The 12,147-nt window shown below is 71.6% G+C and carries 11 protein-coding genes; all 11 read left to right on the top strand.

What is annotated here, in order from left to right; all coding sequences use genetic code 11:
• Positions 1–36: 36 nt before the first annotated feature.
• Entirely contained in the window at positions 37–480 is a 444-nt protein-coding gene (locus M6G08_RS32070; RefSeq protein WP_019325088.1) for a DUF948 domain-containing protein, read from the top strand.
• Positions 481–487: 7 nt separating this feature from the next.
• Entirely contained in the window at positions 488–844 is a 357-nt protein-coding gene (locus M6G08_RS32065) for a hypothetical protein (protein WP_272590640.1), read from the top strand.
• Positions 844–3,516 (top strand): alanine--tRNA ligase, encoded by a 2,673-nt coding sequence (gene alaS, locus M6G08_RS32060; protein WP_272590639.1) that lies wholly within the window; start codon positions 844–846, stop codon positions 3,514–3,516. Before M6G08_RS32065 ends, alaS begins: the two co-directional genes overlap by 1 nt.
• Positions 3,517–3,551: 35 nt before the next feature.
• The gene (gene ruvX, locus M6G08_RS32055; RefSeq protein WP_272590638.1) at positions 3,552–4,094 is read left to right on the top strand and encodes a Holliday junction resolvase RuvX; all 543 of its coding nucleotides are present in this window, start codon (positions 3,552–3,554) and stop codon (positions 4,092–4,094) included.
• Between the two features lie 125 nt (positions 4,095–4,219).
• Complete coding sequence (mltG, locus tag M6G08_RS32050; RefSeq protein WP_272590637.1) at positions 4,220–5,980, top strand: endolytic transglycosylase MltG; 1,761 nt, start codon at positions 4,220–4,222, stop codon at positions 5,978–5,980.
• Positions 5,961–6,797, top strand: a complete 837-nt coding sequence (locus tag M6G08_RS32045) for a shikimate dehydrogenase (RefSeq protein WP_272590636.1) — start codon at positions 5,961–5,963, stop codon at positions 6,795–6,797. The genes mltG and M6G08_RS32045 overlap by 20 nt, the downstream gene beginning before the upstream one ends.
• Before the next feature lie 186 nt (positions 6,798–6,983).
• Positions 6,984–8,168 carry a chorismate synthase gene (gene aroC / locus M6G08_RS32040; RefSeq protein ID WP_272590635.1) on the top strand — a complete coding sequence of 395 codons (1,185 nt, stop codon included), beginning with the start codon at positions 6,984–6,986 and terminating at the stop codon, positions 8,166–8,168.
• Entirely contained in the window at positions 8,165–8,680 is a 516-nt protein-coding gene (locus M6G08_RS32035; protein WP_272590634.1) for a shikimate kinase, read from the top strand. Before aroC ends, M6G08_RS32035 begins: the two co-directional genes overlap by 4 nt.
• Entirely contained in the window at positions 8,677–9,768 is a 1,092-nt protein-coding gene (gene aroB, locus M6G08_RS32030) for a 3-dehydroquinate synthase (RefSeq protein WP_272590633.1), read from the top strand. The genes M6G08_RS32035 and aroB overlap by 4 nt, the downstream gene beginning before the upstream one ends.
• Before the next feature lie 168 nt (positions 9,769–9,936).
• Positions 9,937–10,845 (top strand): Pro-rich N-terminal domain-containing protein, encoded by a 909-nt coding sequence (locus M6G08_RS32025; RefSeq protein ID WP_272590632.1) that lies wholly within the window; start codon positions 9,937–9,939, stop codon positions 10,843–10,845.
• A 166-nt stretch (positions 10,846–11,011) separates the two neighbouring features.
• On the top strand, positions 11,012–12,118 hold the full coding sequence (locus tag M6G08_RS32020) for an aminopeptidase P family protein (protein ID WP_272590631.1): 1,107 nt from the start codon (positions 11,012–11,014) through the stop codon (positions 12,116–12,118).
• The last annotated feature ends 29 nt before the right edge of the window (positions 12,119–12,147 follow it).

Raw genomic sequence — 12,147 nt, 5'->3', positions numbered from 1 at the left:
ATGTTCAGGCACGTCTTTCAGGGAGCGGGTGCGACAGTGTCCGGTGGCGAGGTGGCCGGAATCCTGGTGGCCGTCTTCTGGGCGATCCTGGTCTCCTTCCTCGCCGTGGCACTGGCGAGGCTGGCCCAGACGCTCAGGGCGACCACCAAGCTGGTGGCGGACGTGACCGACCAGGCCGTCCCGTTGCTGGCCGACGCCTCGTCGGCGGTGCGTTCCGCGCAGACCCAGATCGACCGTGTCGACGCGATCGCCTCGGACGTCCAGGAGGTCACGTCGAACGCCTCGGCGCTGTCCACCACCGTGGCCTCCACCTTCGGCGGCCCCCTGGTCAAGGTCGCCGCGTTCGGGTACGGCGTGCGCCGGGCACTCGGCGGCCGCAAGGAGGACGTGCCCGCGGGCCCGGCCAAGCAGCCGCGGCGCACCGTGATCGTCGGCCGTACGATCCCGGCCGCGCGGCGGACGAAGCGGAAGAAGGACTGATCCAGCGATGTTCCGCCGTACGTTCTGGTTCGGCACCGGTGTCGCCGCCGGTGTGTGGGCCACCACAAAGGTCAACCGGAAGCTCAAGCAGCTGACCCCGGACAGCCTCGCCGCGACCGCGGCGAACAAGGCGCTGGACGCGGGCACCCGGCTCAAGGACCGCGCGGTGGGCTTCGCCCTCGACGTCCGCGAGAACATGGCCCAGCGGGAGGCCGAACTGGACGACGTGCTCGGGCTGAACACCCCCGTCGACCGTGAACTGCCCGCACTGCGGCACCACGCCGCCATCGAGAACCGCAACGACCCGAAGTCCGTCGTCGACGTGCAGACGACGTACTCGTACAACCGGAATGAGGACCACTGATGGAGTCGGCCGAGATTCGTCGCCGCTGGTTGAGCTTCTTCGAGGAGCGCGGTCACACCGTCGTCCCTTCGGCGTCGCTCATCGCGGACGACCCGACTCTGCTCCTCGTCCCGGCCGGCATGGTGCCGTTCAAGCCCTACTTCCTGGGTGAGGTCAAGCCGCCCTTCGACCGCGCCACCAGTGTGCAGAAGTGCGTGCGCACGCCGGACATCGAAGAGGTCGGCAAGACCACGCGCCACGGCACGTTCTTCCAGATGTGCGGCAACTTCTCCTTCGGCGACTACTTCAAGGAAGGCGCCATCAAACTCGCCTGGGAGCTGCTCACCGGCGCCCAGGACAAGGGCGGTTACGGCCTCGACCCCGAGCGCCTGTGGATCACCGTCTACCAGGACGACGACGAGGCCGAACGCATCTGGCACGACGTCGTGGGCGTCCCCTCCGAGCGCATCCAGCGCCTCGGCAAGAAGGACAACTACTGGTCCATGGGCGTCCCCGGCCCCTGCGGCCCCTGCTCCGAGATCAACTACGACCGCGGCCCCGAGTTCGGCGCCGAGGGCGGCCCCGCCGTCAACGACGAGCGGTACGTGGAGATCTGGAACCTCGTCTTCATGCAGTACGAGCGGGGCGAGGGCATCGGCAAGGAGGACTTCGAGATCCTCGGGGAGCTGCCGAGCAAGAACATCGACACGGGCCTCGGCCTGGAACGCCTCGCCATGATTCTGCAGGGCGTGCAGAACATGTACGAGATCGACACCTCCATGGCCGTCATCAAGAAGGCCACCGAGCTGACCGGCGTGGCCTACGGCGACGCCCAGGCCTCGGACGTCTCCCTGCGCGTGGTCACCGACCACATGCGCACCTCCGTGATGCTCATCGGCGACGGCGTCACCCCGGGCAACGAGGGCCGCGGCTACGTGCTGCGCCGCATCATGCGCCGCGCCATCCGCAACATGCGCCTGCTCGGCGCCACCGGCCCGGTCGTCAAGGACCTGATCGACGTCGTCATCGGCATGATGGGGCAGCAGTACCCCGAGCTGATCACCGACCGCGAGCGGATCGAGAAGGTCGCCCTCGCCGAGGAGAACGCCTTCCTCAAGACGCTGAAGGCCGGTACCAACATCCTCGACACCGCCGTCAGCGACACCAAGGCCTCCGGCGGCACCGTCCTCGCCGGCGACAAGGCCTTCCTGCTCCACGACACCTGGGGCTTCCCGATCGACCTCACCCTGGAGATGGCCGCCGAGCAGGGGCTGTCCGTGGACGAGGACGGTTTCCGGCGCCTGATGAAGGAGCAGCGGGAGCGCGCCAAGGCCGACGCCCAGGCCAAGAAGACCGGCCACGCCGGTGCCGGCGCCTACCGCGAGATCGCCGACCAGGCCGGTGCCACCGACTTCGTCGGCTACACGGACACCGAGAGCGAGTCCACGATCGTCGGCATCCTCGTCGACGGCGCCTCCTCGCCGGCCGCCACCGAGGGCGACGAGGTCGAGATCGTCCTCGACCGCACCCCGTTCTACGCCGAGGGCGGCGGCCAGATCGGCGACACCGGCCGGATCAAGGTCGACTCCGGTGCCGTCATCGAGGTGCGCGACTGCCAGAAGCCGGTCCCGGGCGTCTACGTCCACAAGGGTGTCGTCCAGGTCGGCGAGATCACCGTCGGCGCCAAGGCCCACGCCTCCATCGACGACCGGCGCCGCAAGGCCATCGCCCGCGCCCACTCGGCCACCCACCTCACCCACCAGGCGCTGCGCGACGCCCTCGGCCCGACGGCCGCCCAGGCCGGTTCCGAGAACCAGCCCGGCCGTTTCCGCTTCGACTTCGGCTCACCGTCCGCCGTACCCACGGCCGTGATGACCGACGTCGAGCAGAAGATCAACGCGGTGCTCGCCCGCGACCTGGACGTGCAGGCCGAGGTCATGGGCATCGACGAGGCCAAGAAGCAGGGCGCCATCGCCGAGTTCGGCGAGAAGTACGGCGAGCGCGTGCGCGTCGTCACCATCGGCGACTTCTCCAAGGAGCTGTGCGGCGGCACCCACGTGCACAACACCGCCCAGCTCGGCCTGGTCAAGCTGCTCGGCGAGTCCTCCATCGGCTCCGGTGTGCGCCGTATCGAGGCCCTGGTCGGCGTGGACGCCTACAACTTCCTGGCCCGCGAGCACACGGTCGTCGCCCAGCTCCAGGAGCTGATCAAGGGCCGCCCGGAGGAGCTTCCCGAGAAGGTCTCCGCCATGCTCGGCAAGCTCAAGGACGCCGAGAAGGAGATCGAGAAGTTCCGCGCCGAGAAGGTCCTCCAGGCCGCCGCCGGTCTCGCCGAGTCCGCCAAGGACGTACGCGGCGTGGCCGTCGTCACCGGCCAGGTCCCGGACGGCACCACCGCCGACGACCTGCGCAAGCTCGTCCTCGACGTGCGCGGCCGTATCCAGGGCGGCCGGGCCGCGGTCGTCGCCCTGTTCACCACGGTGAACGGCAAGCCCCTCACCGTCATCGCCACCAACGACGCCGCCCGCGACCGCGGGCTCAAGGCCGGCGACCTGGTGCGCACCGCCGCCAAGACGCTCGGCGGTGGCGGTGGCGGCAAGCCGGACGTCGCCCAGGGCGGTGGCCAGAACCCGGCCGCCATCGGCGAGGCCGTCGACGCCGTCGAGCGCCTCGTGGCGGACACCGCCAAGTGAGCGGCGCGGCGAACGGCCGGAGGGACGACGGCCGGATGGATGACCGTACGAACGGCCGGACGGACGAGCCTACGGGCGGCCGGACGGATGATCGGACGGACGGCGGTCCGGCCGTGCGCCGCGGCCGCCGCCTGGCCGTCGACGTCGGGGACGCCCGCATCGGGGTCGCCTCCTGCGACCCCGACGGGATTCTCGCCACCCCGGTGGAGACCGTCCCCGGCCGCGACGTCCAGGCGGCGCAGCGCCGGCTGCGCGCACTGGTCGAGGAGTACGAGCCGATCGAGGTCGTCGTCGGTCTCCCCCGCTCCCTCAAGGGAGGCGAGGGCCCGGCCGCGGCCAAGGTCAGGCGCTTCGCGCAGGAGCTGGCCCGGGGCATCGCACCGGTCCCGGTCCGGCTCGTCGACGAGCGGATGACGACGGTGACGGCGAGTCAGGGACTGCGCGCCTCGGGCGTGAAGTCGAAGAAGGGCCGGTCCGTCATCGACCAGGCCGCAGCTGTGATCATCCTCCAGCAGGCCCTGGAATCCGAACGGGTGTCAGGCAGGCCACCCGGCGAGGGCGTCGAAGTGGTCATCTGATCGCGATACGGTAACGTTCCGCGCGATGCGGAGGCATTCGAACAGCCACCGCACAGCAAGAGGCGGAACGGAAGCCGGCCCCCATGACAGGCCGGGCACCCCCGCCTCGCGGCTCTAGGGGATCGATGACTGAGTATGGCCGGGGCCAAGGCCCCGAACCGTGGCATCCGGAGGACCCGTTGTACGGGGACGGCGGATGGGGCGGGCAGCAGACCCACACGGGTCAGCAGCCCCCCTACGGCGGCCAGCCGCAGCAGTATCCGGAGCAGCCGCAGTCGCAGCAGCAGTACGGCGACTGGGGCGACGGCGGCCAGCCCGCATACGGTCACCAGCCGCAGTACGACCAGTACGGGCAGCAGCAGCCCGAGCCGCAGTACGACCAGTACGGCCGGCCGCAGTACGACCAACAGCAGTACGACCAGCAGTACGGCGACCAGCAGTACCGTGATCAGCAGTACGGCGACCAAGCGCACCCCCAGCACCAGCAGGGCTATGGCGACGGCGCGTGGGGCTCCGGCGCCCAGCCCCAGGCGCAGTACCCGGCCGACCCGTCGGACCCCTACGGCCAGCAGGCCGCCTACGGCCCGGACCAGCCTGACTACTACAGCACCCCGGAGGCCTATCCGCCGCCGGAACCGCCCACGCGCCGGCGCGCCGAGCCCGAACCGCAGCGGACCGACTGGGACCCGGGCCCCGACGAGGGCGAGCACACCTTCTTCGCGGGCGGGGACCCGGAGGAGGGCGACGACGAGACCGCCGGTGACGGCCGCGGCGAGCGCAGGACCCGGGGCGGCGGGAAGCCCAAGAAGCGCCGCAACGGATGCGCGTGCCTGGTGGTCTGCCTGGTACTCGGCGGCGGCGTCGCGGGTATCGGGTACTTCGGCTACCAGTTCTACCAGGAACGTTTCGGCGCGGCTCCCGACTACGCGGGCGACGGCAACGGTGAGCAGGTCACCGTCACCATCCCCAAGGGTGCCGGCGGCTCGACGATCGGCCAGGAGCTCAAACGCAAGGGCGTGGTGAAGAGCGTCGACGCCTTCATCGCCGCCCAGCAGAGCAACCCGCGCGGCAAGAGCATCCAGGACGGCGTCTACACGCTGCAGAAGGAGATGTCGGCCGCGAGCGCGGTCGAACTCCTGCTCAACCCCAAGAGCCGCAGCAACCTGATCATCGCCGAGGGCAAACGCAACGTCGACGTCTACAAGATGATCGACAAGCAGCTCGGCGTGGACGAAGGCACCACGGCCAAGGTCGCCAAGACCGAGTGGAAGAGTCTCGGCCTGCCCGAATGGGCGATGAACCACAAGGACGTGAAGGACCCGCTGGAAGGGTTCCTCTACCCGTCCAGCTACTCGGCGGCCAAGGGGCAGAAGCCCGAGGAAGTGCTGAAGCAGATGGTGGCGCGGGCCAACGAGCAGTACGAGAAGATCGGGCTCGAGGAGAAGGCGGAGGGCCTGGGCCTCAAGGGCCCCTGGCAGTTGCTCACCGTGGCGAGCCTCGTGCAGGCCGAGGGCAAGACCCACGAGGACTTCCGCAAGATGTCCGAGGTCATCTACAACCGGCTCAAACCCACCAACACCGAGACGAACCAGGAGCTTCAGTTCGACTCGACCTTCAACTACCTGATGGGCCAGAGCAAGATCCGCATCAGCGAGTCCGAGATCAACAGCAACCCGGACCCGTACAACACATACACCAACAAGGGACTGCCGCCCGGCCCCATCGGCAACCCCGGCGAAGAGGCGCTGAAGGCGGCACTCGACCCGACGAGCGACGGCTGGATGTACTTCGTCGCCACCGACGGCGTGAGCAAGACCGAGTTCGCCAGGACACACGACGAGTTCCTGAAACTGAAGGACAAATACAATGCCAGCTCCGGCAACTGACCGTCGCCGGGCCGCCGTCCTCGGCTCTCCGATCGCGCACTCGCTCTCCCCGGTGCTGCACCGCGCCGCCTACGCCGAGCTGGGCCTGGACGACTGGACGTACGACCGGTTCGACGTCGACGAGGCGGCCCTGCCGGGCTTCTTCGAGACGCTCGGCCCCGAGTGGGCGGGACTGTCGCTGACCATGCCGCTGAAGCGGGCTGTCATCCCGCTGCTCGACTCGGTCAGCGAGACCGCCGCCTCCGTGGACGCGGTCAACACCGTCGTCTTCACCGAGGACGGCCGCAAAACCGGCGACAACACGGATATCCCGGGCATGGTCGCTGCCCTGCGCGAGCACGGCATCGAGAAGACCGAGACCGCCGCGATCCTCGGCGCCGGCGCCACCGCCTCCTCCGCGCTGGCCGCCCTGGCCCGGATCTGCACCGGCGAGATCGCCGTCTACGTCCGCAGCGAGGCGCGCGCCGCCGAGATGCGGAGCTGGGCCGAGCGGCTGGAGGCCGACGTGCGCATCGCCGACTGGGTGGACGCCGAGGAGGCGCTGCGCGCCCCGCTGGTCGTGGCCACCACCCCGGCCGGCACCACCGACGCCCTCGCCGCCGCCGTCCCGGAGATGCCCGCGACCCTCTTCGACGTGCTCTACGACCCGTGGCCCACCACACTCGCCGCCCGCTGGTCCGCGTACGGCGGCGCCGTCGTCGGCGGCCTCGACCTGCTGCTGCACCAGGCGGTGCTCCAGGTGGAGCGGATGACCGGCCGGTCGCCGGCCCCGCTCGCGGCGATGCGCGCGGCCGGGGAGCGCGCGCTCGCCGGCTGACCCTCCTCGCGGAGCCGGGGCCCGCTCGCGCCCTGTCCGTCCAGCGGACCGATTCCGGACCGTACCCGCGGACGTGGGAGGATCGGAGGTGGCGGGCCGGGGCCGCGCACCCGGTCGGGCCGTTGCCGTACGTGGTCAGGACGCGTACGCAAGGCATAACCGGGGCGCGAGCACTGAGGAGCACCGTTGAGCAGGTTGCGCTGGCTGACCGCGGGGGAGTCCCACGGTCCCGCACTCGTCGCGACGCTGGAGGGTCTGCCCGCCGGCGTGCCGATCACCACGGACATGGTGGCGGACCATCTGGCGAGGCGGCGGCTCGGCTACGGCCGCGGTGCGCGGATGAAGTTCGAGCGTGATGAGGTCACCTTCCTCGGCGGTGTCCGGCACGGACTCACCCTCGGTTCCCCGGTCGCGGTCATGGTGGGCAACACCGAGTGGCCCAAGTGGGAGCAGGTCATGGCGGCCGACCCGGTCGACCCGGAGGTGCTGGCCGGTCTGGCCCGCAACGCGCCGCTGACCCGCCCGCGCCCCGGGCACGCCGACCTCGCCGGCATGCAGAAGTACGGCTTCGACGAGGCCCGCCCGATCCTGGAGCGCGCCTCCGCCCGGGAGACGGCGGCCCGGGTGGCGCTGGGCGCGGTGGCCCGGTCGTACCTGAAGGAGACGACCGGCGTCGAGATCGTCAGCCATGTCGTCGAGCTGTGCTCCGTGAAGGCCCCCCAGGGCGTGTACCCGACGCCGGCCGACGTCGAGAAGCTGGACGCCGACCCCGTGCGCTGCCTGGACGCCGACGCCTCGAAGGCGATGGTCGCCGAGATCGACCAGGCCCACAAGGACGGCGACACCCTCGGCGGCGTCGTGGAGATCCTCGCCTACGACGTGCCGGTGGGCCTCGGCTCCCACGTCCACTGGGACCGCAAGCTCGACGCACGGCTCGCGGGCGCGCTGATGGGCATCCAGGCGATCAAGGGCGTCGAGATCGGCGACGGCTTCGAGCTGGCCCGGGTGCCCGGCTCCCAGGCCCACGACGAGATCGTGCAGACGGACGAGGGCATCCGCCGCGTCTCCGGCCGCTCCGGCGGCACCGAGGGCGGCCTCACCACCGGTGAGCTGCTGCGGGTGCGCGCCGCGATGAAGCCGATCGCCACCGTGCCGCGCGCCCTGAAGACCGTGGACGTCACCACCGGCGAGGCCACGCAGGCCCACCACCAGCGCTCCGACGTGTCCGCCGTGCCGGCCGCCGGTATCGTCGCCGAGGCGATGGTCGCCCTGGTCCTGGCGGACGCGGTGGCGGAGAAGTTCGGCGGCGACAGCGTGCGTGAGACCCGCCGCAACGTGCGGTCCTACCTCGACAACCTGGCGATCCGGTGAGCGCCCCGCTGATCGTCCTGGTCGGCCCGATGGGGGTCGGCAAGTCCACCGTCGGGCAGCTGCTGGCCGAGCGCCTGGGCACCGGCTACCGGGACACGGACGCGGACATCGTCGCCGCGCAGGGCCGGGCCATCGCCGAGATCTTCGTCGACGAGGGCGAGGCCGCCTTCCGGGCCCTGGAGAAGGAGGCCGTGCGGACCGGGCTCGCCGAGCACGAGGGTGTCCTCGCCCTCGGCGGCGGCGCGATCCTGGACGCCGGCACCCGGGCGCTGCTCGCCGGGCAGCGCGTCGTCTACCTCTCGATGGAAGTCGAGGAGGCCGTCAAGCGCACCGGCCTGAACGCCGCGCGCCCGCTGCTCGCCGTCAATCCGCGCAAACAGTGGCGCGAACTGATGGAGGCCCGCCGCCACCTCTACGAGGAGGTGGCCACGGTCGTCGTGGCCACCGACGGCCGTACGCCCGAAGAAGTCGCCGAAGCCGCCCTGGACGCACTGGAGTTGAAAGAAGCATGAGCGAAGCAGTCACCCGGATCCAGGTCGGCGGCACCGCGGGATCCGACCCCTACGAGGTCCTGGTGGGCCGTCAGCTCCTCGGCGAGCTGGGCGGTCTGATCGGCGAGAGGGCCAAGCGGGTCGCGGTCATCCACCCCGAGGCCCTCGCCGAGACCGGTGACGCGCTGCGCGCCGACCTCGCCGAGCAGGGCTACGAGGCGATCGCCATCCAGGTGCCCAACGCCGAGGAGGCCAAGACCGCCGAGGTCGCCGCCTACTGCTGGAAGGCGCTCGGCCAGTCCGGCTTCACCCGCACCGACGTCGTCGTCGGCGTCGGCGGCGGCGCCAGCACCGACCTGGCCGGCTTCGTGGCCGCGACCTGGCTGCGCGGCGTGCGCTGGATCGCCGTGCCCACCACCGTGCTGGCCATGGTGGACGCGGCCGTCGGCGGCAAGACCGGCATCAACACCGCCGAGGGCAAGAACCTCGTCGGCTCCTTCCACCCGCCGGCCGGTGTCCTGTGCGACCTGGCCGCGCTGGACTCGCTGCCGGTCAACGACTACGTCTCCGGACTCGCCGAGGTCATCAAGGCCGGCTTCATCGCCGACCCGGCGATCCTGGACCTGATCGAGGCCGACCCGCAGGCCGCGCGCACCCCGGCCGGACCGCACACCACCGAGCTGATCGTGCGCTCCATCAAGGTCAAGGCGGAAGTCGTCTCCTCCGACCTGAAGGAAGCCGGTCTCAGGGAGATCCTCAACTACGGCCACACCCTGGGCCACGCCATCGAGAAGAACGAGCGCTACAAGTGGCGCCACGGCGCCGCCGTCTCCGTCGGCATGCACTTCGCCGCCGAACTGGGCCGCCTCGCGGGCCGCCTGGACGACGCCACCGCCGACCGGCACCGCACCATCCTCGAGGCGGTCGGCCTGCCGCTGCACTACCGCTACGACCAGTGGCCCAAGCTCGTCGAGAACATGAAGGTCGACAAGAAGTCCCGCGGCGACCTGCTGCGCTTCATCGTCCTGGACGGCCTCGCCAAGCCCACGGTGCTGGAGGGCCCCGACCCGGCCGTCCTCCTCGCCGCCTACGGCGAGGTGGGCGAGTAGTACCCCGGCGTACCTTCCGTCCGATTCGCCTTGCGAGACGGGCACTTCACACCGCCCCCGGCCGTTCACCAAACGACGGCCGGGGGCGGTACCGTTCGGTAGCAGCGGGCGGGCCACCTCCCTCCCGCCGTCAGCGCCCATCGCCTGTACGAGACGGAGTGGCACCGGATGCAGCACGCAGTGGGTTCTCCGCTGCCGCCGCCCCCTCAGCCGGGGCACGGACCGGCCGTCGGCTGGTCCCCGGCCGCACACCACCCGGGCCCGCACCAGCCGGCCGCCCCGGTACCGCCCCCCGCGGCGCCGGGATATCCCGCGCAGGCCCCGCCTCCGCACCCCGTGGCTCCCCAGCAGGCCCCGGCCTCCCAGCGGGCCCAGGGCCCGCATGGCACCCACCGGGCCGCCCCCGTCCCATCCACGCCGGACACCGCCGGCACCACCGGCCACGTTCCGCTGCCGCCCGGCGCTCCCGTGGCCGTGCCCAGCGTCCCGCCGGCCGCGACGGCCCTGCCCGACCCCGCCTCGGCCACGCTCGCGGTACTGCTCATCGGCCCCGCGGGCGCGGGCAAGACCAGCGTCGCCAAGTACTGGGCGGACCACCGCCGGGTGCCCACCGCGCACATCAGCCTCGACGACGTCCGCGAGTGGGTCCGCTCCGGCTTCGCCGACCCCCAGACCGGGTGGAACGAGAACAGCGAGGCGCAGTACCGCCTCGCCCGCCGCACCTGCGGTTTCTCCGCCCGGAACTTCCTCGCCAACGGCATCTCCTGCATCCTCGACGACGCGGTCTTCCCGGACCGCCCGGTCGTCGGCCTCGGCGGCTGGAAGCGGCACGTCGGACCCGGCCTGCTCCCGGTCGTCCTCCTGCCGGGCCTGGACATCGTCCTGGAACGCAACGCCGAACGCAGCGGCAACCGCCGCCTCACCGACGAGGAAGTCGCCCGCATCCACGGCCGCATGGCCGGCTGGTACGGCTCCGGCCTCCCGATCATCGACAACTCCCAGCTCGACGTACCGGAAACGGCGAGAGTCCTGGACGAGGTCCTGTCCCGCTCGATAGCAAGCCCGCCGAACTGGTAAGCGCCGGGTGCGGAGGCGCCGGAAGGGGCGGGGGGAACTGCGCGAGAAAGCCCCACCGGCCTTCGGACGCCACTCGACAACAGCCCCCACCCCGGTTGGCGCACCCGGCATGCCCACTCGGCCCTCCCGAGCGGCGCCCTCCGGGCGGAGCTCATACGCTCGGCTCATGTCACAGGTGTACGCGGCCCGCCGGACCCGCCTACGAGAACGCTGCAACGCGGGCGGCAGCGCGGCGGCGCTCGTCTCCCGGCCCGCGAACGTGCGCTACCTCGCGGGCACCGCCCCGCACGGTGCCGTGCTGCTCCTGGGCAAGAGCGAGGACCTCCTGGTCTGCTCCGCCCCTCCGGACGACCGGCCGGCCGACGGAAGGCCCGACGACTCACTTGCGGTGCGCGCGCTGCCCGGCCCCGGCGGCGACGCGGCCGTCGCCGCCACCGGCCTCGCGGCGGCCCAGGGCGCCGAGTCCCTCGCCACCGAGGACCACCACCTCACCGTGGTCCGGCACCGCGCCATGCGCTCGGTCGCACCGCGCCTGCGCCTGACCGACCTCGGCCAGGCGGTCGAGCAGCTGAGGGTGGTCAAGGACGAGGAGGAGATCTCCTGCCTGCGCATCGGCGCCGAGATCGCCGACCAGGCCCTCGGCGAGCTGCTGGAGTCGATCCTGGTGGGCCGTACCGAGCGGCACCTCGCCCTGGAGCTGGAACGCCGTCTGGTGGACCACGGCGCCGACGGCCCCGCCTTCCCGACGTCCGTCGGCACCGGCCCGAACTCGGGACGCCGCGGCCACCGCCCCACCGACCGGCGGGTGGAGGAGGGCGACTTCCTCTCCGTCTGCCTGGGCGCCACCTACCGCGGATACCGCTGCGAGATCGGCCGTACGTTCGTCATCGGGACCTCTCCGGCCGACTGGCAGATCGAACTGTACGACCTCGTCTTCTCCGCCCAGCGCGCCGGCCGGGAGGCCCTGGCACCCGGCGCGGCCTGCCGGGACGTGGACCGGGCCGCCCGCCAGGCACTGGATTCCGCCGGGTACGCTGAGCACCTTCCCGCCCTCACCGGTCACGGGGTCGGACTCGAAATCGACGAGGACCCGCAGTTGGCCCCCGCGGCCATGGGTAAACTGGACGCTTGTGTGCCGGTCACCGTCGAACCGGGGGTTCACCTCCCGGGCCGGGGCGGGGTCCGGATCGATGACACGCTCGTCGTGCGCCCCGAGGCGGACGGCGGACCCGAGCTACTCACCATCACGACCAAGGAGCTGCTCGCGCTCTAGCCTTCGCGCTGTGCGCGTGCCTGCACCGG

The sequence above is a fragment of the Streptomyces sp. M92 genome (assembly GCF_028473745.1).
Taxonomy (GTDB): domain Bacteria; phylum Actinomycetota; class Actinomycetes; order Streptomycetales; family Streptomycetaceae; genus Streptomyces.
Note: the sequence above shows the minus strand (reverse complement) of the source record. Positions and strands in the feature narration are given on the sequence as shown.